The organism is Streptomyces sp. T028 (genome assembly GCF_048159505.1).
Taxonomy (GTDB): Bacteria; Actinomycetota; Actinomycetes; order Streptomycetales; family Streptomycetaceae; genus Streptomyces.
In genome coordinates this window covers 13,358-39,859 of sequence record NZ_JBLRVZ010000076.1, presented here as the reverse complement: position 1 = coordinate 39,859, position 26,502 = coordinate 13,358, and the positions used below count along the sequence as shown (strand labels likewise).

The window sequence follows — 26,502 nt, the reverse complement described above, 5'->3', positions numbered from 1 at the left end:
CCACGCCATGTGAGGAGGCCGTCTGCGTGAGCGGGTGTGCCGACAGGCAGCCTGGCCGGTTCAGCCACCAGGCCCCTTCCCAGGGTTCGCCGCCGCAGCCGTGCCGCTCTGTGCGGCATCGAAGGCGTTGGTGAGACTGGCGAGGCGGTCGGCAAGATCCCGGAGCCGGTCCGCGTGTGCCGTGAGGGTGTCGGAGAGGCGGCGCAAGTCGTCGGAACCATGCGGATGCCAGTCGCCGTCCATTTCGACGTTCACGAAAGGTACGTGATCGGGTGGGCGCTCGGTGAAGGGGCGCTGTTCGAAGCACGCACGCAGAACCACCGGCGTGCCACGGCTCGTTGAGACTGTGAATTCGTAGTCAGGGCTCGCGTGCGTGATGTCGACGCGGTAGCCGCCGGGCTGATGCTCTTTGTCGCTTCCCGTACACCAGTCGGGTTCCCAGACGGTGATGGGCCCGTGGTCGCACGTGGGGATAGTCACTTTCCGGGACGAGTTGTCGTGATCCGGCATGAGCGGGTTCCTTGTTCCGGTAGTCATCGGCCTGGGCTGGCGTTGGGGTGGGGATCCCGGCTCATTCCTCGTTCAGGAGTTCAGCTCACCGCCCGTCTCCGCGCGGCCGGGCTCGGCGCGATCGCCGACCTGGGCTTGCCTCGACGATAGCGATCCGGATGCCGACCCGGCGGTGATCACCGGCTACAAGGCCGCCCCACCCCGGCCCCTGACCCGCAGCCAGAAACGGTCGGACAAGGCACTGGCCGCGGTCCGGGCACCGGTCGAGCACTGCTTCGCGCACATGAAGAACCGGCGCGTGCTCGGCAAGGTGCGCACCGACCCGAAGTAGGCGACTGACCGATGATCTTCGCGAGAGTCGGCCCATGACCGGCCGTGGCCGTGCAGGCGTGCCGACAGCCACGCACACCAGACCCGTGACCTGCAACTTCACGATGCACACCGCTTCGGTGACAGGCCCTTGGTGTCATCGGCCTGCGTCGGAGAGACCGGTGATCCAGGTACCGACCTCGTAGAACTGCCGGGTACCGGGGGGGGGGGCCGGCGCAGCCCCGATGCTGTCGGCGTGGAAGGACGACGCGGACATGACGTATCGGTGGCATGGGTTGTCCGACCGCACGGGCGGTCGTTCGCGATCCCGCTCGGCAACCGCTCGTTCGTCACCGATCCAGTCAGCCCAAGGCGGGATATGCCGCCCCCACTGACGGACGGCCTACCGACCGAAAAGACCGGCCGCACTCGGGCTCTCGAGTATCACACCCAGTCGGAGCAGACATGATCAAGCGAATCAGGCTGCGCACGAGAAGATCCAGGGCAGCCAGGAGTTCTGCTGTCCTGACCCTCCTCGTGGCCTTCTTGGCTATCGCATTCCTGCAGGTCCCCCTGGGAACCACACAGGCATTGGCCACGACCCCGTCACCGGACCCGGCGAACGATGCCGGCCCCTGTCCGGGAGGCAGCAGTTCGGGACAAGGGTATTGGCCCTGCCCCAACCTGCGTAACCAGAACCTTCTCAACCAGAGGCCGCTTCCGCTCATCGTGGTCCGCGGCGACTCCAGACCGCCGAGCGTGATATTCAACAACGGCTTCGGCTCGCAGGGGTCGAACAACGATATCCAAAGACATGTCCACGGCGGCTCCGACACAAACTACATCTCGACGACCAGATCACTCAGCGTCGCAGAGCCGTTCGCGCGGAGCCAGGGACTTCGCAACATAGAAAGCGCTGCCCGAACGCGCTGTGCGCAGGCCGTGGCCGCGAACGACGTGAGGCGGGGATGGATAGCAAACATATTTCCCTCGAGGTGCCGCAGTCAGACCAGGATCGAAGCCTTCAGCTACGTCTATGAGATCGACACCGTTGTCGCCAGGAACGCGCTCTACGTACCCTCTCAGGTCCGCGGGAACAGCAATCTCTACAACGCGTACCACAGCCAGCTCGAATGGGCCTACGTCCATCGAATCGCCCGTGAGGCGATCCGGGGAGTCCGGGTCTACCGGATGACCGCGACGGTGAACGGTACGTACATAGACCTGAGAAGTCAGACGTTCGCCTTCTACCGCTACGACAGGAACTGGAACTACAACGAGCACGCGACGCCCTACGCTCCCAACAGCGACTCGAATTCTCATTTCACCAACACCTCGAACCTGAACATTCCCCGCCTTCAGGCGAATCCGTACACCCGAGGCTGCAGCTACATCACGAGGTGCAGAGGCGGCGGAAACTGATGCGAGCAGCGAGAAAAGCAACCTCCGACGAAGGCAGTCGCATCGTGAAAAACAACAACCGAAGAGCGGCGGTCCGGACCGGCGCCTCACCTCGACGGCGGATCCGCGGCGGTCTCCTCTCCGCCCTCGCCCTGCTGGCCGCCAGCATGCTGACCTTCGCCGCACCGGCGCGAGCCGACGAGAACACGGTCTGGGAGCAGGTGGAGGCTCTGGCCGACAACGCGGGCGCCATCGCCGCTTTCGAGGACGACCAGATCGGGCCGGTCATCATCTTCCCGAAGGAGTATACGGGGGACATCAACAACCTCCAGCCACCGCCGGACTGGAAGGACTCCGCCGGAAACACGCCCACCAGCTGGCCCACTCCCACCACCGCGAAGAGCGCCAACTTCACCACTGACGACATCTCCGTCCTCATCAGCGCGGCCTACGAAGCGGTGCAACCAGAGGGTGACCTGACGTACGAGCTCTTCGTGGGCTACGACGGGCCGACCGACCGGGTTTTGGTGCAGACCAATGCCCCCGCCTCGGTCACGGACCCCCTGGTCGCCGCGCACTCCGGCAAGCTCGTTGTCAACAGGACAACGACAGCCGAGTCGGAGGCCCCCAAGTGCAATTCGGCACGCGGTCCCCTGGCGTCCGGATACATCTCCGATCCCCTGACCCAGCTGAAAGAGCTGGCGAACTTCAACTGCGCCCTGTCGTATTTCAACGACGCCAACATCGGGCCGGTGATCATCTTCCCGAAGGACTACGCCGGCGACATCAACGACCTTCCGAAGCCGACGGAATGGACCGACGCCGACGGAAACGCCCCCACCAGCTGGCCCACCCCCACCACCGCGCGCAGTGTGCAGTTCACCTCCGCCAAGGTGCAGGAGGTCAGCAACGCCGCCTACGCGCGACTCGCACCGAACGGCGACAACACGTACAACACGTTCGTCTACTACGACGGCGAGAGCGACCGGATCGTGGTCCTCACCGCCGCTCCGGCCTCGCTCACCGATCCCCTGCGCAGCGACTATCCCGACATGATCACGGTCAAGCCCAGCCCGAGCAACAACGTCCGGATGATCAACGTCAACAGCGGCAAGGCCCTCAACGCGGCGGACTGCGGAACCGCCGACGGAACCGCGGTCAACCAGTGGGCCACGCTCGACAACACCTGCCAGCAGTGGCAGTTCGAGCCCACGAGCGACGGCCACTACACCATCACCAACGTGAAGAGCGGCAAGGTCCTCGACAACCTGCACTGCGGAACGTGGGACGGCGCGTTGGTGGACCTGTGGGCCCCCTCGGCAATGACTGCCAGAAGTGGGACTTCGCCGAGGCCGACGGCCACTACACCATCACCAACGTCACCAGCGGACAGGCCCTCGAAGTGAAGAACTGCTCGACGGCAGACGGTGGTGTGGTGCGTCAGTGGCCCAAGCTCGACAATGACTGCCAGAAGTGGGACATCGTGCTGGTCAACAACTGATCGGCCGAACGAAGGGCGTTCCTTCCCGCACGCACAACGGCCCGCCGGTTCCGCCGGCGGGCCGTCGCGCCGCGTCGCGCGCCGGATCGATGTCAGCGGGATGCTCGTCCGGCGCTCACTCCGTCCGCCGCTGGGTCGCCACCCACCAGCCCGCGATCTGGGCGCGGGTTCCGAAGTCGAGCTTGGTGCGGATGTTCCCGACGTGGAAGTCGACCGTGCGCAGCGAGAGGACCAGCCTGGCGGCGATCTGCCGGTTGCTCATTCCCTTGGCCACCAACGCGGCCACCTCCCGTTCCCGAGGCGTCAGCGGACTGGGAGCGTGGGCCTGAGCGGCTGGTTCGACGCCGTTGTCGAGGACGTGGTCGAGGGCGTGATCGATGGCCTGGCCGGGACTGTCGTGGCCGCCGCCGACCGCGAGCGCCCTCTCGTACGCCTCCGGCCCCAGTGCTCGTACGACCGACTGTTCGCACTGGGTGTGGACCTTCGCTATCACCGGACCGAAAGTCGAGATGTCCCCACCCAGATCACGCTGCAGCCTGCGCGTGGAGCCCAGGAGCCGACCCGCTCGCTCGTACTCCTCGCGGGAAGCGAAGACCCAGGCGAGCGTCTCCAGCATCAGGGCGGCACTGAGCGGCTCGTTGAAGCCCCGCTCCATCTCGAGCGCGGCCCGGTTCAGCTCCAGGGCCTCCTCCCAGTCGCCATGCCTCCAGGCGACGCAGCTCAGCACCCATATCGCGTGGGCGCGCGTCCACCGCTCACCGTGCGCCTCCGCCAGGGCGATCGTCTGTCGGCCGGTCTCCGCCGCCTGCGGGTTCCCCTCCTGCATGTGTACCACCGCCAACTGGAACAGCATGAACCCCGCCGAGGCGTCCTCCGCCGCCGTGTAGGCAGCGATCGACCGCTCGAACAAGGGTGCGGCCTCTGCCAGCCGCCCCTGGAACATGGCCGACGAGCCGCGCAGACCCACGACGTAGGCGCGCACCATCCGATCGTCCTGCCGCTCGCCCAGCGTTCCGGCCTCATCCAGCCATCGGTCGGCCGCCGCGTGGTCGCGCTGCAGCAGTGCCGCCCAGGACGCGGCGCACAGTGCCAGGGCACGGATGGGGGTGGGTTCGGGGGCGGCGGCGAGCGCGCGGTCGAGCTGTCGTCGCCCCGCGGCGAGGAATCCGCCGGAGCACCAGTGGAAGCGCAGCGCCGCGGCCAGCGCGAGGGTGGCCTGCGGGTCGTCGTCGCAGGCCAGCGCGGCCAGCAGATTGGGGTGCTCGGCGCGCAGTCGGGTCAGGGCCTCCTCCTGGCCGGGGCCGTACCAGCGGTCGGCGACGCGCTCGGCGAGGGCGAGGTAGAAGTCGCGGTGGCGCCGCAGCAGGCGCTCTTCCTCTCCGGACTCGGCGAGCCGCTCACGGCCGTACTCGCGGATGGTCTCCAGCAGCCGGTAGCGGGGCAGGCCCTCGTCCTCGGTGGGCAGCACGACGGACTGGACGACCAGCCGGTCGAGGAGGTCCAGCACCTCCCGCGCGGGGATGCCCTCTCCGGCGCAGGCGCCCTCGGCCGCGTCCAGACCGAAGCCGCCGACGAAGACCGACAACCGGTTCCACAGCAGCCGCTCGGCCGGCGAACACAGCTCGTAGCTCCAGTCCACCGCCGCGCGCAGCGTGCGCTGCCGGGGGCGTGCGGTTGCCCCCGGTGAGCAGCGCGAAACGGTCCTCCAGCCGGTCCACGGCCTGTTCGACGGTGAGCGTACGCAGCCGGGACGCGGCCAACTCGATGGCGAGCGGCAGCCCGTCCAGATCGGCGCACAGCCGGGTGACCGTGTCCCAGTTGGCGTCGGTGACGCGGAAGCCGGGCCGTACGGCACAGGCACGGTCCCGCAGGAGTTCGACCGCGTCGTCCGGCACCTTCAGGGGCGGCACGGTGAAGACGTGCTCGCCTGCGATACCGAGCGTCTGGCGGCTCGTCGCCAGGACGCGCAGTCCGGGGCAGGCCGACAACAGCGTGTCCACCAGTTCGGCGCAGGCGTCGACCAGGTGCTCGCAGTTGTCCAGCACGATCAGCGCCCGGCGCTCGGCCAGGTGCTCGGCCAGCATGCCGAGCACGGGTCTGGCGCCCGAGTCCACGATGCCCACACCGGTGGCGGCCGCGGTCGCCACCGCGGAGCGGTCCCGCGCCGGCGCCAGGTCGACCAGCCACGTCCCGTCGGGGAAGGCCTTCCTGGCCGCGGCGGCCACTTCCAGCGCCAGCCGCGTCTTGCCTACGCCACCCACCCCGGTGAGGGTCAGCAGCCGCGCCGAACCGAGGAGGCGGCGGACCTCGGCGATGTCATGGCGCCTGCCCACGAACGTGGTGAACGCCTCGGGCAGGTTGCCTGTTCGTGACGCCGGTACGGTCACGTCGGTCGCCTCCCGCCGACTCCGAACCACATCCGAACGCTCATTCGCCCCACTGATCGGCGGTTGTACGCGGGGCGGTCGACGCACGGGTGCACCAGTCACCACCGCTCAGCAACATCATGGATGATTTCCGCCAAATATATACATACCATGTCATGCCACGGCTGTCCGCGCTGATCGTCAGCGGCGCTTGAGGTCCGTCTTTCCGTAGCCCAGGCCGTCCCTGTTGCGGTCCAGCTTCAAGGGATCGTCTTTGCCGTTGACCTTCAGGCGGCCGTAGTCGTTCTCCTTCAGCCACTCGAAGCGGGACGCCGTCGTCTTCTTGGCCTCGTCCGGGAACGCAGACGTTGGCCGAGCCGTAGTGGCGGTCGCAGCCGGAGATGGTCGGGCTGACCTTCTTCGACTTGGAGCCCGCGCGGATAGGCGGCATGCAGGTGCCCCGGCAGCAGGGCGGGTACAGATCTCGGTGATCATGGAGTCATGACGCTCTGTGAGTGTTGTGCGCGATCGGAGTCGGCCTGGATCTCGACGTACTCAAGCGGGCAGTTGATGAGGCAGGTGGAGGGGAATTCACCGTCGAGGAGCTGCCGTAAAGCCCAGGCCCTCGGATGCGTGGTGCAGTTGCGGCCGCGTTGGGTGCCCGTCAGTTCACCCATGACGACCGGTTCGGCGATGACGACTGGGCCGCGGTGGATGCACCCTGACTCGGTTGCCCATGTACTCGGCATGAGCGGGTTCCTTGTTCCGGTAGTCATCGGCCTGGGCTGGCGTTGGGGTGGGGATCCCGGCTCATTCCTCGTTCAGGAGTTCAGCCGCGGCCTTCGGATCCATGAGGGTCGACCAGGCTTGTTCGGCGGGAAGAAGGGGGCGGCTGGGGAGGGCGTACTCGGGGTACCAGGCGGTGGGATCGCAGCCGGGGACATGGCGCAGGATGACCGCGATGAGATCGTCGGGGACGGAGCCGGTGATGCGCACCGCTGCATAGGTCTCATGGCCGTCGTCGGCGCGTGCGAGGATGCCGAGGCGGAAGGTGGGAAAGTCGGCGGCGTGCTCATGCCCGTCGTGCAGTGATCCACGAGCCAGTTCCCGGACGGCCGCAGCGAGATGGCGGACAAGCCGGGCACCGGCTTCGAGCTGGTAGCGGTCGCGGTCGTTCTGGTCAGGGAGGAGGTGCCCGACGTACGTTGTGGTGCTCAGGGGCTGGCGGTTGTCGGCGTTGTAGCGGGCTCGTGCAGCCCTCGCGGTCGTCTCCAGGGCTGAGTAGAAGTCGTCTGGTGCCCCCTCCTCGCGTTGTCCGGCAGCGATGAGCCAGGGCAGATCCTCGTCGGTCCAGACCGCTCCGCGCCAGCGTCGGACCTTGACTTTGAAGAGCACCTCATCATCGACCGAGCGGATCCGCTCATGTCCTGCCTCGTCGCCGGCGAAGTGTTCCCGGGCCTTGGCCAAGATCGGATGATCCAGTTCATCGAGCGGTTCCCGGGCTGACGGAAGCGGTAGCTTCAAGTCCTCGCGGAGTGCGCGGAGGGTGGGTCGAGCGGGCCGCACGGGTCAGTCGTCCTCGCCTGCTCCGCCGAGTTCCTTGATCCGCTCCGGTGACAGTCCGGTGAGCAGGGAGACGCTCGATTCCACGGATCCGTCGAGCTTGCGCATCTTCTCCAGCATGTTGGCCCGAACCTCCTCACGGCGGATCTCCAAGTAGGTTCGGACCGCCTCCGCGACCAGGTCCTTCTTCGTCATCCCCAGAAAGTGGGCGCCGTCCGCGATCAGCTCGTCTATGGCCGCATCGACTTTCAACGGTGCTGTCGTCCGGGTTGTCCGACTGCGGGCTTCCTCCGTGATCCTCATGCTCGCACCACCTCTCTGGTACCAAAAGATACTCCTATTCTTCACTACTCACGAGTGATAAGGGGAAGCGAAGCGCCTGCTCGACCTGCTTGTCGGTCTCGATAGACACGGCGCTCGTCCCGCCGGCATGCCGGTTCGCGTCGGTGCGGGCCTCGGGCCGATGCAGAAGGGTGCACACAGAGTGGAAGGACGCTGACGTGCCGCTACTGTTCATCGGGATCGAACCGAACACCGGCGATTTGCGCCTGGCTCTCGGCATGATCGGCGAAGCGGCCGGCGGTGACGAACCCGCCACTGCGTCCAGCCCGCGGCCTGCCTGGCCGAAGCGCCCCAGCACCATCGTGGGTGCCCTGGTCGCCGCGGCAGCCCTGACTCTCGGCCTCCTGACTCTCGGCCTCCTGACTCTCGGCCTCCTGACGTTCGGACCAACGAAAGGCGGCGATTCAGGCGGAGCTCAGCAGGACCAGGCACGGGCCCTGACGAACACGGAGTGGATTGCCTGCTCGCCGACGATCGTCGAAGGAGACGTAGTGGCAGTACGCGATCATCCTCGACAGGCCGACGCAGTCACCATGACTCTGAACGTGACGGACTGGATCAAACCGAGCCGGGGCACTGAGCAACAGATCGAGTTCACCACTATGAGTGCCAAGTGGAAGGGCGAGCCCCCTTACACGAAGGGAGAGCACCTGCTGGTGGTCGTCATGCACCGCCCTGACGAGCCGGCCGACACCTTCCGCGATGACGGGGCGGGCACGTCACGAACCTTGAAAGCCATGCGACGCCGGATCGAGAAGGATCTCCCTGCAGCGGCGAAGACAGAGTGCCCCGCCTTCTGGCGCAACAGAGATGACGACAATGGGGGGCGGGGGGACAGCTGACATTCGTGCGGTTTGGGATTTCCGTAGAACTACCGCCGCCGTCGATGTCGCATGGGCGACTCCTTCCCACCCTCGCTCGCCGTGATTGCCGCCGGGACGCCAGACAAGCGGTACCGAGGTTGAGAGACAGCCTCTGACCCTGCCATGAACGCAATGGGGAGGTCAGGCAGAGGGGCAGAAAGGCGCTGGTCACCAGCTTGCCGTGCGTGAGCGGACGGGATAGCACGGGCTGTCATGGGGCAGACTGGCGATCATTCCAGGTGTGCCCTGACCAGGTGGTTCCGGACATCGAAGAACCCTTCGGAACCACCCGGCAAGCTTTGGCCAGGACTTTTAATCCATTGGTTGTGGGTTCGAGTCCCACACGGCCTACCGGTGGTGATCGGGGGATATGGCCTCTGACCTGCTACGCGGCGTCCGGGTCGGCTTCGGTCGACTCGGACGCCGTCCCATGTGGGGCGGGTGCGCCCCATGCGTGGGGCCGCCGCTCTGCGGGCCTGGGGTCCAGACAGTGACCCCTCGCTCCTGCTCGGCTGGGCTCATGCCCTGGGTCCACCAGTGGTACGACGAGGACGACCAGGAGTGGGGCGGCAACCCCGCCGAGGAGTTCCAGACCGGGCTGAACCGGGGCGCGCCGAGTAACCGACGGGGCGCGATGATGTTGAAGGGGGCCGCGCCACAGCGCGCGGCCCCCTTCAGCCGTTCGACGCGCCCTCTCCGGGTGCATCGCTGGGCGGCTCCGGCATCCCAATGACGTACGTCCCCTTTGCGGGCAGGGTTGCGACGAGCCCTCGTCTCCGGAGTTCGACGATGGCACGACGCACGGTGCCGATGCTTACGCGGTGCAGATCTGTCATAGCTCGTTCACCGGGTAGGGCGGCCCCTTGCGGCAACTTGCCGGACGCGATGTCTGCCGCGATGGCGTCGGCGAGTTTCACGTACTCGTAGCGCGGAAGCTCACTCATCCTTCTACCGTGCCGCAGCCCAACGCTTAACGCAGGGTTGGAACGCGTCTCGCCGCAGTGGGCCGCAGTATTCATCAGGGGGGTGCAGGGGGACGCAGTTGCCGGTATGGTCGAAATGACAGACCCCGGCGAGGTGGACAAGACCTCCCGGGGCATGGCCAACGCCGCATAGGAGCGTCGACATGCACGACCTTATCCGTCGCACCCTCGAATGGGTGCGCCTTCTCTTCGCGCCCGGCACAGGCAAACGCCGCCGCCCCCGCCGTCACCCCCACCTCACCGCCGTACGCCCCGCCACCCCCCTGCCCCAGCCCCCGCGCCTCCCCCGCCACCGCTCCCCGTACGGACTCCCCACCCCCCTCAACGGCACCGACTCCGCCCTCGTACGCCCCTACCTCGCCGCCCACGACCAGGAAGCCGGACTCCAGCAACGCCGTCGCCTCGCCCTCGTCCTCGCCGTCGACTACGGGATCGACCTCGACGAGCACCTGATCGGCGCGCAGGAGGTGGCCGCCTGATGGAACACATGAACGGCACCATTCCCCGGCTCCTGCCCTGGCCGACCCCCGAGGGCAAACCCTGCTACCTGGTCACCGACGACAACGGCAGCCGCCTCTCCCGCCTCGCCGACGACCTGGAGGCCATCCAGCTCGCCACCGGCGCCGACGTGCTCGTCCTCGCCCGCAAGGTGCTGGACGACCACGCGTCGCCGTACACCGAGGTCCGCTACGCCGGCATCCGGCTCGCCGAGTGCCTGACCGACGTCCTGCGCGTCGCGGAGTCCCGGGGCCTGCGCCTGCCCGCACCGGACACCGAGGACACCGAGGACACCGAGGACACCGAAGAGAGTGAGGGCCCCCACGGACGGCCTACGCAGGGAAAGAGGAGCGGACCCGACCAATGACAGACACGTACCGTGCACGTCCGTTCCGGCCGCCCACCCGGCATACGACCACGGCTATCGTCGTCAGCACATCGCCGTTCAAGGAGCAGACACCCGTGACGACACAGCCCGACCACGGGCGTGAGTTGATCCCGCGCCCCGAACGAACCCCCGACTCCGTCCGAGTCGCTCTGGCCCGCATCGCGCCCCACCGCCTGGGCGAGATGGAACGCCACAAGGAAGAGGCTCTGGCAGCGGCCCTCCAGGACGGCAAGATCGGCCACCTCCAGCACTGGCTCACCCACTGGCAAGCGCAGGTCGAGATCGAACGGCGCCCCGACCTTGCTGCCCGCTACCACGCGGCGCTCGCCGTGGTGCACGGTACGAGCGGCCGAGAAGACCCGGCGTTCCGCCCTGCCATGAACGAACTGCGAGCCGTCGAAGCCCAGGCCTGGCAGGCGGTGTCCGCGTGACCTGGACGTGGGAGTACGACCCGGACGAGGAACACGTCATCGGCGGGGCGCCGACGGCCTTTGTGGCCGAAATCGAGAAAAGGGCCGACGAACTGGTTCGTGCCGCTTCCGCGTTCTACCTCGACGGCACCGGATACCGGGAGCAGGATCCGAAGGGCGGCATCGCCCACGTTCCCGGCGGCTTCCTCAACTACCAGGTCATCCCACGGCACGAGTGCGTCTACGTACTGCAGGTCACGTACCTCTGACCTGACGTCGGCCACCTCGTGGCGGCAAAGCCCCACCGGGCGGCCGGCGCTCGGCGGGCCGCAGATCAGCGGCCCGCCCGCTTCCACGCGTTGACGAACTCCTTGTAGAGGAAGCGTTGGAAGGGTTGCGCGCCCACGAAAGCGAACTGTTTGCCCAGGGTCCGAGCCCCGAACCACAGGCCACTGACGGCGGGGACGCCCGTCGCCACCTGGGTGACGGAGGCGACGGAGTTCACCAGCTCCTGCTCCATGGGAGACATCTCGGCCCTGCGCAGGCCCAGGCGCTCAAGGAGCTGGTACTTCACGCCTTCGATGTCGCGAGCGAGCCGTAGTTGGTCCTCGTCGGTGACGCAGCGTTCGACGGCACGGCGCAGGTCTGCGGCCCGCTCGCGGTATTCGCGCACGCGCTGGACGATGAGGGCGATCCAGTGTCTGTCGTCGAGACGACCAGCCTCCCCCGGCTCCCACAACCTCCCACCCAACAGCGGCAGTTCGAGTTCCAGCAGTTGCAGTCGATGGGCGTCGCCCTGCCCGGCGGCGCGGCTGAGCGTGTCGTGTCTCTCACGGACACCCGTGGAAACGTCTGGGATGTCAGGGAGAAGAAGTCCTACCGCCCCAACGGCTACTGGGACACGGGCTACAACACCGACAGCCCGCAAGGCGACTTCGTCAAGAACAGCAAACAGCTCGACTCGCACAGCTTCGACGAGATCAAGCGGTGCACGACTTGATGCGCGCCTTCCCTGGCTGCCGTTCTCCGCGGCAGCCAGAGGCGCTTTGTGTACACACGGTACCCCCGGTACTCTTGGGCTCATGACCCAGATGCCCATAGAGTCCATCCGTGACGTGCGCGCCCACCTCGCCGAGGTGGTCGAACGGGCCGACCGGGACGACACACCCACCGTCATCACCCGACGCGGCAAGCAGGTCGCAGCCGTCGTGTCCATCGAGGTTCTCCGCAAGTACCAGGAGTGGGAAGAGCGGGAGATCAACCGGATCATCGACGAGCGCATGGCGAATCCGGCGCCCGGTATCCCGATCGAGGACGTCATGAGGGAGACGCTGGCGCGCAGTGAGTAAGTACCGCACCGTCTTCCGCCCCGAGGCCCAGGCGGAACTCCGCAAGGTTCCCCGGGATGTCGCTCTCCGTGTCCTGGCCAAGCTCACGGAACTGGAGACCGACCCGTTCGGCTTCCACACCACCGCGCTCGTCTCCCAGCCGGAGCGGCGCCGACTGCGCGTCGGCGACTACCGCGTCGTCTACACGATCGACAACGGCGAGCTGGTGGTGTGGGTCGTCCACGTCGGACATCGCTCCACGGTCTACGGCGCGTGACCGAGGGGAGGCCGTCGATCGCAGCCGCTCCGAGGTCGATGTGGCTGAGGCGAGTCCCGCCAACACCTTTCGGGGAAGCTGTCCGGAGAGGCCGTCCGGGGAAGTCGATTTCCTTCCCATCCTGTGGGCGGGGAGGGGGCGGCGCATCTTGGCTGATCGAGGATCCCCGGAACCCCTGTTCGACCCGTACAACCCGTACAACCCGTACGACCCCTACGACGGCTCGCCCCCGGCGCCGACACCGTGGGTGTGGCGACCGAGGGCGAGGGCATCACCGTCGTGGAGCGTTCAGCCGGCGCTGAGCTGGGCCAGCGGCAGCGTGTGCTGGGTCTGCAGGACCTTCGCGCGCAGGTAGCGGACGTTGTGCGGGGTGGTGAACACGCCCGTCGGGACCCGGTCGTGGACGTCGATGCCCAGCGCCCGCAACTGGTCGGCCTTGTCGGGGTTGTTGGACAGCAGGTCCAGGCTGGTGACGCCGAGGGCGCGCAGCATCTGGGCGGCGGCGGTGTAGTCGCGGCCGTCCTCGGGCAGTCCGAGGGCGGCGTTCGCCTCGTAGGTGTCCAGGCCCTGGTCCTGGAGGGCGTACGCGTCGAGCTTGTTGTAGAGGCCGATGCCACGGCCCTCCTGGCGCAGGTAGAGCAGGATCCCGCCGGTCTCGGCTATCCGCTCGACGGCCTCGCGCAACTGCGGGCCGCAGTCGCAGCGGGCGGAGCCGAAGACGTCCCCAGTGAGGCACTCGGAGTGCAGCCGCACCAGCGGGACGGTGCCGGGCGCGGGCTCGCCGAGGACGACGGCGACGTGCTCCTGCCCGTCGGCCAGGCCGTGGAAGGTGACCAGCTCGGCGTCGACGGAGTACCCGTCGTGGAAGCGCAGCGGGACCCGGACGCGGGCGCGCTGGGTGGCGGCGGGGGTGTCGGGCATGCGGGTCTCCCGGGGCGAGTGCGGTCGGTACGGACAGCTGCTTCAGATTTGAAGCAGTGTGCCGGGTGAGACCCTACCCCATGCTTTAAATTTGAAGCAACGGGATTGTGGCCCGGTTCACGAGGGGTTCACGTGCTTCCCGAACACCCGGATGAACGCCGCCGCCACGGCAGTTCTTCCGGCACCGCCTCGCCGTCGTCCTGGAACCCGCCCACCACCTGCGTGAAGATCTCCTCCAGCTGGCGGACCTGCTCGGGTGTGAGGCGGTCGAACAGACCGGTGCGGACCGTCTCCACATGACCGGGGGCCAGCCGCTCCAGCACCGCCATGCCCTCGTCCGTCAGTACCGCGACACTGCCGCGCTTGTCCCAGCGGCAGTCCTCGCGCCGCAGCAGCCCGTCCTTCTCCAGCCGGGTCACCGCGTACGTCAGCCGACTGCGCGTGATCTTCAGCGACTCCGCGAGATCGGTCATCCGCAGCCGCCGCTCCGGGGACTCGGACAGGTTCGCGAGGATGGAGTAGTACAGGTGGGGCATGCCGGCCTCCTGCTGGAGCTGCCGGTCGATGGCGTCCTCCAGGAGGAGGTAGCCGGCGACGTACGCGCGCCAGGCGCGCTGCTCCTCGGGGGTGAGCCAGCGGGTCGTCATGCGCCCAGTGTAGGTTTGTTTCAAACTTGAACCAAGACCCCAGCTCGTTGTCGAACCAGCCAGCTGTCGAACCAGCTCGTTGTCCAAGGGGAGCCGCGCCGATGCCGTACCCGTACGTCCTGCTGTCCGCCGCCGTCTCCCTCGACGGCTACCTGGACGACACCACCCCCGAGCGCCTGCTGCTCTCCAGCCCCGCCGACTTCGACCGGGTCGACGAGGTACGGGCCTCGGTCGACGCGATCCTGATCGGCGCCGGCACCATCCGCGCCGACAACCCCCGCCTGCTGGTGAACTCCGCCGAACGCCGCCACGCGCGCGTGACCGCCGGAAAGCCGGAGTACCCCCTCAAGGTCACGGTCAGCGGCTCCGGCGACCTCGACCCGGCCGCGAACTTCTGGCACACCGGCGGCGAGAAGGTCGTCTATACGACGGAGAAGGGCGCCCGGCGCGCCCAGGCGCTCGGCATCGCCGCCGACCTCGTCCCGCTCGGCCCCGGCCTGGACTGGCGTCGGCTCCTCACGCACCTCCACGACGAGCGCGGCGTACGCCGGCTCATGGTCGAGGGCGGCGGCACGATCCACACCCAGCTGCTCCAGCAGGGCCTCGCCGACGAACTCCAGCTAGTCCTCGCCCCCCTCTTCGTCGGCGACCAGGACGCGCCCCGCCTCTTCGGTCCCGGCGCCTACCAGGGCGGACGCCTGCGGCTGGCCGAGGCCCGGCGGATCGAGGACGTCGTCCTCATGCGCTACGAGCCCACCGCCCCCGGCGCCGGCCCGCTCCCCTCCGCCGCCGACCACCGCTGGCTGGCACTCGCCTGCGAGCTCGCCGCCGAGTGCCCGCCCTCCGGGACCGCCTTCAGCGTCGGCGCGGTGATCGTCGCCGCCGACGGGACGGAACTGGCGCGCGGCCACTCCCGCGAGGACGGCGACCCGGTCGTCCACGCCGAGGAGGCCGCCCTCGCGAAACTCGACCCCGCCGACCCCCGCCTCGCCACGGCCACCGTCTACAGCAGCCTCGAACCCTGCGCCCGCCGTGCCTCCCGCCCCAAGCCCTGCGCCCGTCTCATCCTCGACGCGGGGGTGCGCCGGGTGGTCACCGCCTGGCAGGAGCCGGACACCTTCGTCACGGCCGCCGACGGCAACGGCCTGCTCGCGGCCGAGGGCGTCGACGTCGTCGTACTCCCGGAGTACGCGGAGCGGGCGCAGGCGCCGAACCGGCACCTGACCGGGTGAGCCTGACGGGGTGATCCTGAGCGGGTGATACAGTGGTGTCACCGACGCGGGGTGGAGCAGCTCGGTAGCTCGCTGGGCTCATAACCCAGAGGTCGCAGGTTCAAATCCTGTCCCCGCTACTGAAGGCCGAGGGCCGGAATCCGAAAGGGTTCCGGCCCTCGGTGTGTTTTCTGGCAAGGCCGGCAAGGGCGGCAAGGCTCACGCGATGGCTGTGTGTGTACTGTGAATTCCGGCAACTCGCCCGTTTTTCACCGGTCATGGCCCGAAAGTCCAGGCCAAAAAAGGTTGTTGATCAAGCTGGAGAGCTTGGAAAGCCGCACCCGGGTCTATTAACGTTCGATAACGCAGCGCGGTCGTCCCAGCCGTCACAAGAGGCGGCTCCGTGCGCACGCGCCGAATCCCGTAAGGGAACCGGGGAACCACCACCTTGGGGTGAATCACGCGGAAGCCGCCGTGAACTCGCAGAGTCACGAACGGTTTACGCGCGTAGGAGACCTTCCCGCTCCGAACCCGTCAGCTAACCCGGTAGGCGACGGAAGGAAAGGAGAACGCCCGCGTGGCGTCCAACCGCCCTGCTCCCGAAGCCCCCTTCGTGCCGAGCCAGCGTTCCTCTTCCGATTCCGAGACCTTCGGCTACGGCAGCTACCACGGCGACGAGGGCCCCTGGCAGGAGTGGAATCCCACCGAGGAGTCCATCGCCCCGGTCCGGGGCAAGCACCGGGTCGCCAAGCAGCGCACCGGCGGCGGAGGGTTCGCCCGCAGCTCCACCGTCCTCGGCGTCGGCGTCATCGCCGCGTTCAGCGCCGGCGGCATGGCCAGCGCCAACACCGGCAAGCCCCCGGTCTCCATCTCCATGCCGGACCTGCCCTCCGTGGGCTCCCTGATCTCCGACGACGACTCCGGCCAGGACGCCGGGCCCGCGCTGGCCAACTTCGGCTCCGAGGCCCCCGCCGCGACCGACCAGAGCGGTGCCGCCGACGCCGGCGAGGCGCTGCGCGAGCGGATCATGGCGCAGGCCGAGTCGCAGCAGACCCAGGTCGCCGACCGCGCCCAGGCCGCCGCCGAGGCCACCGCGGCCAAGGCGGAGGCTGCCGCCGTCGCCAAGGCCGAGAAGGAGGCCGAGGCCGAGGCCGCCGCCGCGAAGGAGAAGGCCGAGCAGGCCGCCAAGGAGAAGGCCGAGGCCGCCCGCCTGGCCGAGCTCGCCAAGCAGTACACGCTGCCGACCTCCTCGTACACGCTCACCGCGACCTTCGGCCAGGCCGGCGCCTACTGGTCCTCCGGGTACCACACCGGCCTGGACTTCGCCGCTCCCACCGGCACCCTCATCAAGGCCGTCCACAGCGGCACCATCACCGAGGCGGGCTGGGCGGGCTCCTACGGCTACCGCACCATCCTCACCCTGGACGACGGCACCGAGCTGTGGTTCTGCCACCAGTCCTCGATCAGCGTCAGCGCCGGCCAGAAGGTCTCGACCGGTGACGTGATCGGCCGCGTGGGCGCCACCGGCAACGTGACCGGCGCCCACCTCCACCTGGAGGTCCACCCGGGCGGCGCCGCCGACGGCATCGACCCGTTGGCCTGGCTGCGGAGCAAGGGCCTCAACCCGTAAGGGAGCTCGTCCCGCTCGCAGCGGTTCCGTTCACACGTTCTTCGTACTCTTCCGTACGGCGGACGGAATGGGCCGCTCCGAAGCAGTTGTTGACGTAGGACATGACTTCTCTGCGCAAGCTCGGCTCCTCCGACCTCGAGGTCTTCCCCCTCTCCCTCGGCGGCAACGTCTTCGGCTGGACCGCCGACGAGGCGACCTCCTTCGCCGTCCTCGACGCCTACACCGCCGCCGGCGGCAACTTCGTCGACACCGCCGACTCCTACTCCGCGTGGGTCGACGGCAACAGCGGCGGCGAGTCCGAGACCGTCATCGGCACGTGGCTGACCAAGCGCGGCAACCGCGACGACGTCGTCATCGCCACCAAGGTCAGCCAGCACCCCGACTTCCCGGGCCTGACCGCCGCCAACATCAGGGCCGCCGCCGACGCCTCCCTCACCCGCCTCGGCACCGACCGCATCGACCTCTACTACACCCACTTCGACAAGCCCGAGGTGCCGGTCGAGGAGATCATCGGCGCGCTCGACGAACTGGTGAAGGCGGGCAAGGTGCGGCACATCGCCGCCTCCAACATCTCCCCCGAACGCCTCCGTGAGTCCCTGGAGTTCTCCGACCGCGAGGGCCTCGCCCGGTACGTCGCCCTCCAGCCGCACTACAACCTGGTCTCCCGCGACACCTACGAGGGCGGTCTGCAGGACCTCGCGGCCCGCTCCGGCCTCGCCGCCGCCCCCTACTTCGCCCTGGCCTCCGGCTTCCTCACCGGCAAGTACCGGCCCGGTACGACGGTGGAGGGACCGCGGGCCGCCGCGGGCGCCGGCAAGCACCTCGACACCGAGCGGGGCGTCCGCGTCCTCGCCGCCCTCGACGAGATCGCCCTGGCCCATGGCTCCGAGGTCGCCACGGTCGCCCTGGCCTGGCTCGCCGCCCAGCCGACGGTCGTCGCCCCGATCGCCTCGGCCCGCACCCTGGAGCAGTTGCCGGCCCTGCTGGCGGTGGCTGACCTGGAGCTGACGGAGGAGGAGATCACGAGGCTGACGGTGGCCTCGGCCTAGGCATCTCTCTTTCCGGCGGTGCTTTCCGGTGGTGCTTTCCGGTGGTGCCGAACCGCCCCGACCCCTACGACTCGCTACGACTGGTAGGGGTTCTGGACGGGATACGGCCCCGCCGGATACCCGTACCCGTACCCGTAGCACTCCTGCGGGCCGCTGCTGAGGTACCCGTACACCTGCGGGCCGCCGTACCCGTACCCCTGCGGTATGCCGTACCCGTACACCGGACCGGGCGCCGCAGGCACCGTCATGCGCGCCGCGTGATCCAGCGCCGGCCGTGCGACCTCCCGGCGCCGCCACAGCTCGTTCAGCAACTCCCTCTCCCGTACGACGAAGTCGGCGCCCGCCCGCCCGCTGCGCCCCCGGTGCCGAAGGAACGCGAGAGAGGTCGCGTAGGCCTCGTACTCGGCGACCGCCCGCGCGGCCGGCCGGCCCAGATGCCGCTTGGCGTACTCGCGGGCCAGCCGCCGCGCCCGCATCGAGCCGAGCGCGTACGGCTCGGCCGGGCTGAGCCAGCCCGCCGCCGTGTACGCGGGCAGCTCCTCGCGGACCGTGCGCAGCTCCCGCTGGCGGGTCCACACCACCAGCCAGGTGAGCAGCCCGAACGCGGGCACCATGAAGGACGCGTACACCGCGAAGAACCCCAGCTCGCCGAAGGTCGAGGAGCCGTTCCACAGGGCGTGCATGCCCATCGCGAGGAGCAGCCCGGCCAGCGGGACGAAGATCCGCCGCAGATGTTGACGGTCCCCGGCGCGCGCCGCGAACCCGAAGCCCAGACCGGTCAGCACGGTGAACAGGGGGTGCGCGAACGGCGACATGACGATCCGCACGAAGAACGTCGCGGCCGTGACGGAGGCGATGCCGCTGTCACCGCTGAGCTGGTCGGTGCCGAACGCGGTGCCCAGGTAGAGGATGTTCTCGGTGAACGCGAAGCCGGTGGCGGTGACCCCGGCGATGACCACCCCGTCGACCAGCCCGGTGAAGTCCCGTCTGCGGAAGAGGAAGACCAGGAGGATCGCGGCCGCCTTGGCGGACTCCTCGACGACGGGTGCTATGACCGTCGCCCCGAGGGTGTCCGCGCCGGACGGATCGGCGGTGGCCGTGGCTATCCACCGGGTGGCGAAACTGTTGGCGACGATCGCGATCAGCGCGGCCGCGCACGCGCCCCAGGCGAAGGCGAACACCAGGTTCCGCCAGGGCCCGGGCTCCACCCGGTCCAGCCACCGGAAGGCGGCTATCAACAGCGGCACCGGCAGCACCGCGAGCCCCAGCCCGACGAGGAACCCCTCGGTGCCGGTCTGCTCCCGCACCAGCGCCAGGATCACCAGCCCGGACAGTGTCAGCAGCGTGACGAGCGCCCCGTACCGGACCGATCTCCTCCGCCACCAGTGCACTCGCCTGCTCCCGGCGTCCTCGGCTGGGCCGCCCGGGTGCGGTGGGTACGGCGGAAACGGGTGACTGATGGCCACGGCATCGACCCTAACGAGGGAGGGGACTGTGGTGGACGGGCTGTCGGTCAGCGGTCGCCGTGCTGTACGCGACGAAAGAGGAGGTCGTTCACCACATGACCCTTGTCCAGCCCCTGGCCCTCGAAACGGGTCAGCGGCCGGAACGTGGGCCGGGGCGCGAATCCGCCGTCGGCCTGTGTGTTCTCGAAGTCGGAGTGCGCGGTGAGGACGTCCAGCATCTGCTCCGCGTACGGCTCCCAGTCGGTCGCGCAGTGCACGATCGCCCCCGGCCGCAGCCGCGTCGCGGCCAGGCTGAGGAACTCCGGCTGGATGAGGCGCCGCTTGTGATGGCGCTTCTTGGGCCAGGGGTCGGGGAAATAGACGCGTAGCCCGGCCAGCGAGTCGGGTGCCAGCATCTCCCGCAGCAGGATGATCGCGTCGCCGTTGGCCACCCGGACGTTGTCCATCCCGCCCCGGTCCGCGAGATTGAGCAGATTGCCCTGGCCGGGGGTGTGCACATCCACGGCGAGGATGTTGGTGTCGGGGGCGGCGGCGGCCATCTGCGCGGTGGCCTCGCCCATCCCGAACCCGATCTCCAGCACCACGGGTCTGTCGTTCCCGAACAGCTCGGCGAGGTCGACGGCATGCCCGTCGATGTCGAGACCCCACCGCGACCACAGCCGCTGCAGGGCGTCGGCCTGTCCGGCCGTCACCCGGCTGCGCCGGGGCTGGAAGCTCCTGATCCGCCGCTCGAAGTGCGACCCGGCCGGGTCCGCCTTGGGACCGTCGGGGAAGCGCGGCTCCCCCTTGGCCCGGGTATGCCGGACGGACTGACCCGGGTGGTGCTCGCCGCCGGGAGCGGGCCGGGGGACTTCGGGGGTGTTCACGGAATCAGACACAGTGAGGTCGATTTTACTGCCGTGCACCGGGCTCACAGGCTCTCACCGGGTCCCCAGCACCTCCAGAGCCCTGCGGGCCACCTCCCGCCCGATCGGCAGCGAGGCCGTCGCCGCGGGCGAGGGCGCGTTCAGCACATGCACCGCCCGGGCGCCCTCCCGTATCAGGAAGTCGTCCACGAGGCCCCCGTCCCGCAGGACGGCCTGCGCCCGCACACCCGCCGCCGCACGCACCAGGTCCCCCTCCCGCACCGCCGGCAACAACCGCCCCACCGCCTCCACGAACGCCCCCTTGGACACCGACCGCCGCAGCTCCCCGGCCCCGTACCGCCAGTGCCGGCGTCCCATCCGCCACACACCGGGCCACGCCGCCGTCGCAAGTGCCTCCCGGGGCCGTACGACTCCCCAGCCGTACCCCTCCCGGGCCAGTGCCGGCACCGCATTGGGCCCCACGTGCACCCCACCGTCGATGCCCCTGGTCAGATGCACCCCGAGGAACGGGAACGCCGGATCGGGCACCGGATACACCAGCCCCCGCACCAGATCCGGCCGCGCCAGCTCGTAGTACTCGCCCCGGAACGGCACGATTCGCACGCCCGGCTCGTCCCCCGTCAGCCGTGCGATCTCGTCGCAGTACAGCCCGGCGCAGTTCACCAGCACCCGTCCCCGGACGACGTCCCCGCGCGCGGTGAGCACGGCCACGCCCCGGTCGGCCCGCCGGTCGACGCGCACCACCTCGGCGCCGTACCGGATCTCCGCCCCGGACGCCTCCCCCAGCTGCCGGGCGACCGCGGTGAAGTCACAGATCCCGGTCGTCCCGACGTGGATCGCGGCGAGCCCCCGCACCTCCGGCTCGTACTCCGCGATCTGGGTGGTGCCCAGTTCCCGCACCGGTATCCCGTTCTCCCGGCCGCGCTGCACGAGTCCGTGCAGCCGAGGCAGCTCGTCGCGCTCCGTGGCGACGATCAGCTTGCCGGTGACGGCGTGTGCGATGCCGTACTCCGCGCAGAACTTGGTCATCTCAGCGGCGCCCCGCACCGCGTACCGCGCCTTCAGCGACCCGGGCCGGTAGTAGATCCCGCTGTGGATCACCCCACTGTTCCGCCCGGTCTGATGCCGGGCCGGTCCCGGCTCCTTCTCCAGCACGGTCACCCGGGATCCCGGCGCGGCACGGGAGATCGCATACGCGGTCGACAGCCCGACGATCCCCCCACCGATCACGAGCACGTCACAGTCGTACGCCACCACCAGCACCACCTCCGCCTCCGATAGTGCACTGCACCACTGACAGCGCCTTCAAACCGAGGGAAACGGCAGTACCGGTCAGGGGCGCGGGGCTGTGCCCGATATGCGGCTCCGCCGCGTGGGCGCGACAAGCCACCACGCACCGGAACCCGCAAGACCACAGCACCAGGCAGACGAGAGGCGAAGCTCCTTAGGCCGGAGCCATCAAAAGCGGCCGAGCCCGCTCCCGCAGCTCCACAACCCGCGGCTCGTCGCCATAAGGCTCCAGCCGATGCAGAAGATCCTTCACGTACTCCGTGGTCCGCGCGGACGAGATCCGCCCAGCCACCTCCACGGCGCGCACCCCCTGCTCGCACGCCGCGTCAAGATTCCCCGACTCCAGCTCGGCGACGGCGGAAACGACCAGCCTGAGCCCGTGCGACCGCACGAACTCCTCCGTGGGCTTCGACAGCGCCTGCTCGGTGAAGCGCCGCACCTGCCGAGGCGCCTTCAGATCCCGGTAGCACTCGGCCGCGTCGGCTGCGAACCGGTCATACGAGTAGAACCCGAGCCACGAAGGGTCGTGATCCCCTTCCCGCGCCCGCTCCAGCCAGCTCTCCGCGGCCTTCAGCGCCGCACCCGCGGCCTGCGCGTCACCCGCGCGGGCATGCGCGCGTGCCTCGACGAGACGGAAGAAGCTCATCGTGCGGGCGGTCGCCAGCCCCCGGTTGCGCTCCAGGGCGGCCTGCGCGAGGTCGACGCCCTCGTCGCCGAAGCCCCGGTACGTCGCCTGCAGCGACATCGACGCCAGCACGTACCCGCCGAGAGGTACGTCCGCCGCCGCGCGCGCGAGCCGCAGCGCCTGGATGTAGTACCGCTGAGCGGCCTCCTGCTGACCGGTGTCGAAGGCCATCCATCCGGCCAGCCGGGTCAGTTCGGCGCTCGCCCCGAACAGGGCCCGCCCGACTTCGTCGGAGTACGAGCCGAGCAGCAGCGGTGCCGCCTCCACCCGCAGGCACTCCGGAACCATCGACGAACGCCAGTCCCCGCCCCCGTACTTGGAGTCCCACCGCCTGGCGTCCTCGGCGGCCTCCCGCAGCTTCTGCACATCGCTGTGGCCGACTTTGAGCGGTGCGCCGGTCCCCTCCAGGGAGTGGGCCTCACGCGCCACCGAACTGTCGGCCGGGGTTATCAGCCAGCGCGACGCGGGCGTTGCGTATGCGCTTACTGCGAATGATCCGGCCAGGGACTGCCAGATGCCCCCCGAGCCGGCCCGCCGGCCCGCGAGGTCGAGGCGGTACAGCTCCGTCGCCGAGCGCACGGCCTGGGCGACGTCTCTGGGGAAGGCGAGGCCCACTTCGGGGGCGGGGTCCGCGTCCGCCAGGCCGATCTCGTGGAGCGGCACCGGGCGGCCGAGCTTCTGCCCGATGGCGGCCGCGATGAGGTGCGGCGCGGCGCCCTGCGGCACCATGCCCTTCGACACCCAGCGCGCCACGGACGTCTTGTCGTAGCGAAGAGTCAACCCGCGTTGAGCGCCAAGGTCGTTGACGCGTCGCGCGAGTCCTGCGTTGCTGATTCCCGCGAGGGCGAGAACGGCGCCGAGCTTTTCGTTCGGCCCGCGTTGCTCCCTGGACATTGCGCCACCCCTCGACACATCCGGCTGCCGCTCTGGCATAACCACGCGGCATTCGTAAACCCAGCGTAGTTCGCCGCATCCCAAGCGTTAAGGGGCATTCTGCCGGTTGGCGGGATTGTGGTCCGTGCTGAAGTGCGGGCTTCGGTACGGTCCGTCGCCGCGTGCTCCCGCTGTGTGGCCGTGCGCCCGTGCGTGCGCTCTTCTCCGGCCATCGGGGGAGCGGTTCCATGGGTCGTGCGTGGGTCGGCCCGCTGTACTGGATCCAGTGGGCTGGGGGACACCGCCGCCTTCATCCCCGCGGGCGGCGGAGCGGTCCGGGGGGCGCCTTCCGCCTCCCGGACCGGCGCGGCTCATGACGGGTACGCGCGTGTGTACGGAGCGTGTGCGGAGCCTGCGCGGGGAATGGTCAACGCGGCGCGCCCGTGCCGGATTTGGCTGAAAATCGACCCTGCGTTCCATGGGTGACAACGCCTCCGACCATGGAAATCGAGGGCGCACAGGGCGTCTTGGGGGAGCGTACCGGGGGCGCATTCATGCCGCAGACACCGGGGTGCATGCGGTCGCCCAGTCCGGCGCCGACGCGTCGACGCGGGCGCACTCCCCGGATCACAAGCGGCGTCGCCTCCCTCTGTGGCGCGTTCTTCGTGGCAGCATGGTGAACCGTTCGTACGGTGCACTCGGTTGTCCACAGCCCGTGGAGGCGTCGATGCGGTGGTTGGTGGGGTGGAGCAGCACCGCCGCGGGTGCGCTGGGCGGAGCCGTCGGTCACGGCGGCCGCGACGAAGGCCGTTACGACGGCGGCGACACCTACGGCGGGCAAGTCGGCTACGACGGCGAGACCTTGCACCCCGTCGGCTCCCAACTCCTGTGGGGCGACCCCGATCCGCTGTGGGCGGTCGGTGACTGGCGCCCCGACGAGGTACGGGTGGTGAAGGCCGACCCGCAGACCCGGATCGCGGTCCTCGGCACCTGCGGGGCGAGCGACGAGCAGCTGCGCGTCGGACTGTTCGCCGCGCGCGGGGGCGCGCTGCGCCATCTGACGGCCTGGCCGGGCAGCTACACCGCAGTTGTCCAGGTCGGCCGGCGCATCACCGTCTGCGGCGACCTCGCGGGCGCCCGCCCGGTGTTCCACACCCCCTGGGCCGGCGGAACTGCCTACGCCACGGCCGCGCTGCCGCTCGCCGACCTCATCGAGGCCAACCTCGACTTCGGCCACCTCGCCGCGCTCCTGGCCGCCCCCGACGTCCCGGCCGCCCTGCACGACTCCACCCCGTACGACGGTGTGCGGCGCGTTCCGCCGGGGCACGCGCTGATCCTGCGCGCCGGGGCGCGTGAGATCGCGGGGTACGACCCGGTCGCGTCCCTCGCCGTGGCGGCACCGCCGGCCGACCCGGACGCGGCGGTCGACGCGGTGCGCGACGCGCTCGTAGACGCCGTACGCGCGCGTCTGTCCGCGCCCAGACACGTGCCCGACATCGATCCCGGTCCCGTGCCCGGAATGGGTCCCGCCGAGCGGCGCGCGGCGCGAGGGATGCCGGTGCCGGGCATCGGCGCCGACCTCTCCGGCGGCCCGGCCTCCGGCACGCTGGCCCTGCTGGCGGCCGGCCTGCCCGGTATGCCGGGTACCGTCCTGGGCCACGGCACGGGCGCGGGGGAGCGGCTGCTGGCGGTCACCTTCAACGACCTGACGACACGCGCGCGTGAGGAGGAACTGCAACGGGCCGGCGCCCTGGCCGCCAACCCGCGCCTGCACCACGTCGTCGTGACCGGCGCCGAGGAGACCCTGCCGTACGCCGACCTGGACGGCCCGCTGACCGACGAACCCGGCCCCAGCCTGGTGACCGCCGCCCGCCACCGCGCGCGTCTCGCGGCGGGCAGCGCCGACCACTTCACCGGCTACGGCGCCCGGCAGGTCCTTGACGCCCACCCGGCGCGCCTGGCGGATCTCCTGATGGACCGCAAGCGCCGCCACCTGGTCCGCCCCGTGGCGGCCCTCACCAAGGCGGACGGCTCGGTCCTCGTCCCCGCGCGCGTGTACGGAGCGGCTCGAAGACTCGCCCGTACGCCGTACCGCGCGGGCGTCGAGAACCTCGCCGACCGTCTGCTGCACCGCAGCTTCGAGGACGACCCGGGAGGCGCGGTCGGGGCCTCGCTGGCGGCGCTCACCTGGGCCGGACCCGGCCCGGCGGCGCGCTGGCTGACGGGAGAGGCGCTGGCTGAAGTATCGGTTCTTCTGCAGAATTCGGCCCATCGTGCCGGGGTCGGCCCCGGCCAGCGTCCGGGCGACTACCGCGCGCGTGCCGCCCTCACCCGGCACGCGGCCGACCTGCGCATCCTCGAACAGGCCGCCGAGATCCGCTCCCAGCGGCTGCACGCCCCCTTCCTCGACAACCAGGTCGTGCGCGCGTGCCGAGCGCTGCCCGAGACCCTGCGCGTGCAGCCCGGCGCGCGTGCCGCGATCCTCCGGACCGTCCTCAAGGGCGCCGGTATCACCGACCTGCCGCCCGGCTGGGGCGCGCCCGCCCACGGCACCACCGCGACGGCCGCCCGCAACGGCCTGCGCCTCGCCATCGACCCCCTCCTCACCCTCTTCGACGCGCCCCTCCTCGCGGAGGCGGGCCTGATCGAGGCCCGGGTCGTCCGCAAGGCGGTCCGCGCGGCGGCCTCCGGCGAACCCCTCCCCCTGCCCGGCCTCGCCGACCTCATCTCCCTCGAACTCTGGCTCCACCGCCTCCTCTCCCGCCGGGGTACCTGCTGGACCGGCACTCCGGGCCGCGCCCGCGCGGTACCGGCAGGCATCGCTCCCCAACGCCGCGCGGTGTCCTCCGGAGGCTGAACCTGGGGACCGCGGGCAGCCGAAGCCGCCTTTCGGGTGCGGGCCGTCGGGGGTTGGTCGCGCAGTTCCCCGCGCCCCTGGGGGGTCGCAGCCGGGTCTCCTGAAAACCTGCCGCCGCTGCGGGCAGTCGTGCCGCTGGGGCGGCACGGGTGGGCGCGGCGGCACCCCGCCGGCGCGGGGGAGCGAAACCCACCCCCGGCCGGCACCGACCCCGGGCAACCAGAAACCGACGCTCACCAGCCCACCCCCGGTCCCGACACCCCGCACC

The 26,502-nt window shown here is 69.8% G+C and carries 29 protein-coding genes, 1 tRNA gene, 1 pseudogene and 1 riboswitch; of the genes and pseudogenes, 17 read left to right on the top strand and 14 right to left on the bottom strand.

Features of this window, described 5'->3' with window-relative positions; all coding sequences use genetic code 11:
• Window positions 1-60 precede the first annotated feature (60 nt).
• Window positions 61-510, bottom strand: a complete 450-nt coding sequence (locus tag ACLZN2_RS48140; RefSeq protein WP_416986403.1) for a DUF6907 domain-containing protein — start codon at window positions 508-510, stop codon at window positions 61-63.
• On the opposite strand from ACLZN2_RS48140, the gene ACLZN2_RS48135 reads away from it, so the two are divergent.
• The 4 genes from ACLZN2_RS48135 (at window position 509) to ACLZN2_RS48120 (ending at window position 3,721) form a co-directional block, all read left to right on the top strand.
• Window positions 509-841: a hypothetical protein gene (locus tag ACLZN2_RS48135; RefSeq protein WP_416986402.1), complete on the top strand. Its 333-nt coding sequence runs from the start codon at window positions 509-511 to the stop codon at window positions 839-841. The genes ACLZN2_RS48140 and ACLZN2_RS48135 overlap by 2 nt on opposite strands.
• Before the next feature lie 443 nt (window positions 842-1,284).
• Window positions 1,285-2,241: a hypothetical protein gene (locus tag ACLZN2_RS48130; protein WP_416986401.1), complete on the top strand. Its 957-nt coding sequence runs from the start codon at window positions 1,285-1,287 to the stop codon at window positions 2,239-2,241.
• Window positions 2,242-2,285: 44 nt separating this feature from the next.
• Window positions 2,286-3,626, top strand: coding sequence for an RICIN domain-containing protein (locus ACLZN2_RS48125; RefSeq protein WP_416986400.1), 1,341 nt, complete (start codon window positions 2,286-2,288; stop codon window positions 3,624-3,626).
• Window positions 3,590-3,721, top strand: coding sequence for an RICIN domain-containing protein (locus tag ACLZN2_RS48120; RefSeq protein ID WP_416986413.1), 132 nt, complete (start codon window positions 3,590-3,592; stop codon window positions 3,719-3,721). The genes ACLZN2_RS48125 and ACLZN2_RS48120 overlap by 37 nt, the downstream gene beginning before the upstream one ends.
• A gap of 115 nt (window positions 3,722-3,836) precedes the next feature.
• On the opposite strand, the gene ACLZN2_RS48115 is transcribed toward ACLZN2_RS48120, so the two are convergent.
• The 5 genes and pseudogenes from ACLZN2_RS48115 to ACLZN2_RS48095 form a co-directional block, all read right to left on the bottom strand.
• Window positions 3,837-3,983, bottom strand: a complete 147-nt coding sequence (locus ACLZN2_RS48115) for a LuxR C-terminal-related transcriptional regulator (RefSeq protein ID WP_416986412.1) — start codon at window positions 3,981-3,983, stop codon at window positions 3,837-3,839.
• 1,135 nt (window positions 3,984-5,118) lie between these two features.
• A complete protein-coding gene (locus tag ACLZN2_RS48110) occupies window positions 5,119-6,108 on the bottom strand; it encodes an ATP-binding protein (RefSeq protein ID WP_416986399.1) in 990 nt (329 codons plus the stop codon).
• 180 nt (window positions 6,109-6,288) lie between these two features.
• Window positions 6,289-6,514: pseudogene (locus ACLZN2_RS48105) on the bottom strand (hypothetical protein); the annotation flags it as partial.
• A 383-nt stretch (window positions 6,515-6,897) separates the two neighbouring features.
• On the bottom strand, window positions 6,898-7,554 hold the full coding sequence (locus tag ACLZN2_RS48100; protein ID WP_416986398.1) for a hypothetical protein: 657 nt from the start codon (window positions 7,552-7,554) through the stop codon (window positions 6,898-6,900).
• A 102-nt stretch (window positions 7,555-7,656) separates the two neighbouring features.
• Window positions 7,657-7,902, bottom strand: coding sequence for a hypothetical protein (locus ACLZN2_RS48095; RefSeq protein WP_416986397.1), 246 nt, complete (start codon window positions 7,900-7,902; stop codon window positions 7,657-7,659).
• Between the two features lie 248 nt (window positions 7,903-8,150).
• Here ACLZN2_RS48095 and ACLZN2_RS48090 point away from each other — a divergent pair, with 248 nt between their 5' ends.
• Window positions 8,151-8,834, top strand: a complete 684-nt coding sequence (locus ACLZN2_RS48090) for a hypothetical protein (RefSeq protein ID WP_416986396.1) — start codon at window positions 8,151-8,153, stop codon at window positions 8,832-8,834.
• 695 nt (window positions 8,835-9,529) lie between these two features.
• Here the strand turns inward: ACLZN2_RS48090 and ACLZN2_RS48085 are convergent.
• Window positions 9,530-9,799 (bottom strand): GntR family transcriptional regulator, encoded by a 270-nt coding sequence (locus tag ACLZN2_RS48085; protein WP_416986395.1) that lies wholly within the window; start codon window positions 9,797-9,799, stop codon window positions 9,530-9,532.
• A 182-nt stretch (window positions 9,800-9,981) separates the two neighbouring features.
• On the opposite strand from ACLZN2_RS48085, the gene ACLZN2_RS48080 reads away from it, so the two are divergent.
• The 4 genes from ACLZN2_RS48080 (at window position 9,982) to ACLZN2_RS48065 (ending at window position 11,403) form a co-directional block, all read left to right on the top strand.
• On the top strand, window positions 9,982-10,317 hold the full coding sequence (locus ACLZN2_RS48080) for a hypothetical protein (RefSeq protein WP_416986394.1): 336 nt from the start codon (window positions 9,982-9,984) through the stop codon (window positions 10,315-10,317).
• Window positions 10,317-10,703, top strand: a complete 387-nt coding sequence (locus ACLZN2_RS48075; RefSeq protein ID WP_416986393.1) for a hypothetical protein — start codon at window positions 10,317-10,319, stop codon at window positions 10,701-10,703. Before ACLZN2_RS48080 ends, ACLZN2_RS48075 begins: the two co-directional genes overlap by 1 nt.
• 95 nt (window positions 10,704-10,798) lie before the next feature.
• Entirely contained in the window at window positions 10,799-11,155 is a 357-nt protein-coding gene (locus ACLZN2_RS48070; RefSeq protein ID WP_416986392.1) for a hypothetical protein, read from the top strand.
• Window positions 11,152-11,403, top strand: a complete 252-nt coding sequence (locus ACLZN2_RS48065) for a hypothetical protein (RefSeq protein ID WP_416986391.1) — start codon at window positions 11,152-11,154, stop codon at window positions 11,401-11,403. Before ACLZN2_RS48070 ends, ACLZN2_RS48065 begins: the two co-directional genes overlap by 4 nt.
• A 65-nt stretch (window positions 11,404-11,468) precedes the next feature.
• Here the strand turns inward: ACLZN2_RS48065 and ACLZN2_RS48060 are convergent, their stop codons facing one another.
• Window positions 11,469-11,807 (bottom strand): hypothetical protein, encoded by a 339-nt coding sequence (locus ACLZN2_RS48060; protein WP_416986390.1) that lies wholly within the window; start codon window positions 11,805-11,807, stop codon window positions 11,469-11,471.
• A gap of 24 nt (window positions 11,808-11,831) precedes the next feature.
• Here ACLZN2_RS48060 and ACLZN2_RS48055 point away from each other — a divergent pair, with 24 nt between their 5' ends.
• The 3 genes from ACLZN2_RS48055 (at window position 11,832) to ACLZN2_RS48045 (ending at window position 12,739) form a co-directional block, all read left to right on the top strand.
• The gene (locus ACLZN2_RS48055) at window positions 11,832-12,134 is read left to right on the top strand and encodes a hypothetical protein (RefSeq protein WP_416986389.1); all 303 of its coding nucleotides are present in this window, start codon (window positions 11,832-11,834) and stop codon (window positions 12,132-12,134) included.
• A gap of 82 nt (window positions 12,135-12,216) precedes the next feature.
• Window positions 12,217-12,483, top strand: a complete 267-nt coding sequence (locus ACLZN2_RS48050; protein WP_416986388.1) for a type II toxin-antitoxin system Phd/YefM family antitoxin — start codon at window positions 12,217-12,219, stop codon at window positions 12,481-12,483.
• A complete protein-coding gene (locus ACLZN2_RS48045; protein ID WP_416986387.1) occupies window positions 12,476-12,739 on the top strand; it encodes a type II toxin-antitoxin system RelE family toxin in 264 nt (87 codons plus the stop codon). Before ACLZN2_RS48050 ends, ACLZN2_RS48045 begins: the two co-directional genes overlap by 8 nt.
• Window positions 12,740-13,027: 288 nt before the next feature.
• Here the strand turns inward: ACLZN2_RS48045 and ACLZN2_RS48040 are convergent, their stop codons facing one another.
• Together ACLZN2_RS48040 and ACLZN2_RS48035 are read right to left on the bottom strand one after the other, a co-directional pair.
• A complete protein-coding gene (locus tag ACLZN2_RS48040; RefSeq protein WP_416986386.1) occupies window positions 13,028-13,660 on the bottom strand; it encodes a GTP cyclohydrolase II in 633 nt (210 codons plus the stop codon).
• A 128-nt stretch (window positions 13,661-13,788) separates the two neighbouring features.
• Window positions 13,789-14,307, bottom strand: coding sequence for a MarR family winged helix-turn-helix transcriptional regulator (locus ACLZN2_RS48035; RefSeq protein WP_416986385.1), 519 nt, complete (start codon window positions 14,305-14,307; stop codon window positions 13,789-13,791).
• A gap of 101 nt (window positions 14,308-14,408) precedes the next feature.
• Between ACLZN2_RS48035 and ACLZN2_RS48030 the strand changes: the two genes are divergently transcribed.
• From ACLZN2_RS48030 to ACLZN2_RS48015, 4 genes are all read left to right on the top strand, one after another.
• The gene (locus ACLZN2_RS48030) at window positions 14,409-15,539 is read left to right on the top strand and encodes a dihydrofolate reductase family protein (protein ID WP_416986384.1); all 1,131 of its coding nucleotides are present in this window, start codon (window positions 14,409-14,411) and stop codon (window positions 15,537-15,539) included.
• A 45-nt stretch (window positions 15,540-15,584) separates the two neighbouring features.
• Window positions 15,585-15,658, top strand: a tRNA-Met gene (locus ACLZN2_RS48025).
• A gap of 262 nt (window positions 15,659-15,920) precedes the next feature.
• Window positions 15,921-16,088, top strand: a riboswitch (cyclic di-AMP (ydaO/yuaA leader).
• A 7-nt stretch (window positions 16,089-16,095) separates the two neighbouring features.
• Complete coding sequence (locus tag ACLZN2_RS48020) at window positions 16,096-17,148, top strand: M23 family metallopeptidase (protein ID WP_416986383.1); 1,053 nt, start codon at window positions 16,096-16,098, stop codon at window positions 17,146-17,148.
• Between the two features lie 101 nt (window positions 17,149-17,249).
• A complete protein-coding gene (locus ACLZN2_RS48015) occupies window positions 17,250-18,197 on the top strand; it encodes an aldo/keto reductase (RefSeq protein WP_416986382.1) in 948 nt (315 codons plus the stop codon).
• A gap of 74 nt (window positions 18,198-18,271) precedes the next feature.
• On the opposite strand, the gene ACLZN2_RS48010 is transcribed toward ACLZN2_RS48015, so the two are convergent.
• The 4 genes from ACLZN2_RS48010 to ACLZN2_RS47995 all read right to left on the bottom strand — a co-directional run bounded on the left by ACLZN2_RS48010 (window position 18,272) and on the right by ACLZN2_RS47995 (window position 23,398).
• Window positions 18,272-19,663: a PrsW family intramembrane metalloprotease gene (locus ACLZN2_RS48010; protein ID WP_416986381.1), complete on the bottom strand. Its 1,392-nt coding sequence runs from the start codon at window positions 19,661-19,663 to the stop codon at window positions 18,272-18,274.
• A 47-nt stretch (window positions 19,664-19,710) separates the two neighbouring features.
• Window positions 19,711-20,541 carry a tRNA (guanosine(46)-N7)-methyltransferase TrmB gene (gene trmB, locus ACLZN2_RS48005; RefSeq protein WP_416986380.1) on the bottom strand — a complete coding sequence of 277 codons (831 nt, stop codon included), beginning with the start codon at window positions 20,539-20,541 and terminating at the stop codon, window positions 19,711-19,713.
• Window positions 20,542-20,583: 42 nt separating this feature from the next.
• Complete coding sequence (gene lhgO, locus ACLZN2_RS48000; RefSeq protein ID WP_416986411.1) at window positions 20,584-21,792, bottom strand: L-2-hydroxyglutarate oxidase; 1,209 nt, start codon at window positions 21,790-21,792, stop codon at window positions 20,584-20,586.
• Window positions 21,793-21,973: 181 nt separating this feature from the next.
• Window positions 21,974-23,398 (bottom strand): MFS transporter, encoded by a 1,425-nt coding sequence (locus ACLZN2_RS47995; protein WP_416986379.1) that lies wholly within the window; start codon window positions 23,396-23,398, stop codon window positions 21,974-21,976.
• Window positions 23,399-24,104: 706 nt separating this feature from the next.
• Between ACLZN2_RS47995 and ACLZN2_RS47990 the strand changes: the two genes are divergently transcribed.
• The gene (locus tag ACLZN2_RS47990; protein ID WP_416986378.1) at window positions 24,105-26,234 is read left to right on the top strand and encodes an asparagine synthase-related protein; all 2,130 of its coding nucleotides are present in this window, start codon (window positions 24,105-24,107) and stop codon (window positions 26,232-26,234) included.
• Window positions 26,235-26,502 lie beyond the last annotated feature (268 nt).

Excerpts from the sequence above, each read along its gene's own strand:
- ACLZN2_RS48085 (WP_416986395.1), bottom strand. The coding sequence starts at position 9,799 with ATGAGTGAGCTTCCGCGCTACGAGTACGTGAAACTCGCCGACGCCATC.
- ACLZN2_RS48030 (WP_416986384.1), top strand. The coding sequence starts at position 14,409 with ATGCCGTACCCGTACGTCCTGCTGTCCGCCGCCGTCTCCCTCGACGGC.
- ACLZN2_RS48075 (WP_416986393.1), top strand. The coding sequence starts at position 10,317 with ATGGAACACATGAACGGCACCATTCCCCGGCTCCTGCCCTGGCCGACC.
- ACLZN2_RS48135 (WP_416986402.1), top strand. The coding sequence starts at position 509 with ATGAGCGGGTTCCTTGTTCCGGTAGTCATCGGCCTGGGCTGGCGTTGG.
- ACLZN2_RS47995 (WP_416986379.1), bottom strand. The coding sequence starts at position 23,398 with ATGTCCAGGGAGCAACGCGGGCCGAACGAAAAGCTCGGCGCCGTTCTC.
- ACLZN2_RS48040 (WP_416986386.1), bottom strand. The coding sequence starts at position 13,660 with ATGCCCGACACCCCCGCCGCCACCCAGCGCGCCCGCGTCCGGGTCCCG.
- ACLZN2_RS48015 (WP_416986382.1), top strand. The coding sequence starts at position 17,250 with ATGACTTCTCTGCGCAAGCTCGGCTCCTCCGACCTCGAGGTCTTCCCC.
- ACLZN2_RS48050 (WP_416986388.1), top strand. The coding sequence starts at position 12,217 with ATGACCCAGATGCCCATAGAGTCCATCCGTGACGTGCGCGCCCACCTC.
- ACLZN2_RS48035 (WP_416986385.1), bottom strand. The coding sequence starts at position 14,307 with ATGACGACCCGCTGGCTCACCCCCGAGGAGCAGCGCGCCTGGCGCGCG.
- ACLZN2_RS47990 (WP_416986378.1), top strand. The coding sequence starts at position 24,105 with ATGCGGTGGTTGGTGGGGTGGAGCAGCACCGCCGCGGGTGCGCTGGGC.
- ACLZN2_RS48080 (WP_416986394.1), top strand. The coding sequence starts at position 9,982 with ATGCACGACCTTATCCGTCGCACCCTCGAATGGGTGCGCCTTCTCTTC.
- ACLZN2_RS48130 (WP_416986401.1), top strand. The coding sequence starts at position 1,285 with ATGATCAAGCGAATCAGGCTGCGCACGAGAAGATCCAGGGCAGCCAGG.
- ACLZN2_RS48115 (WP_416986412.1), bottom strand. The coding sequence starts at position 3,983 with ATGAGCAACCGGCAGATCGCCGCCAGGCTGGTCCTCTCGCTGCGCACG.
- ACLZN2_RS48140 (WP_416986403.1), bottom strand. The coding sequence starts at position 510 with ATGCCGGATCACGACAACTCGTCCCGGAAAGTGACTATCCCCACGTGC.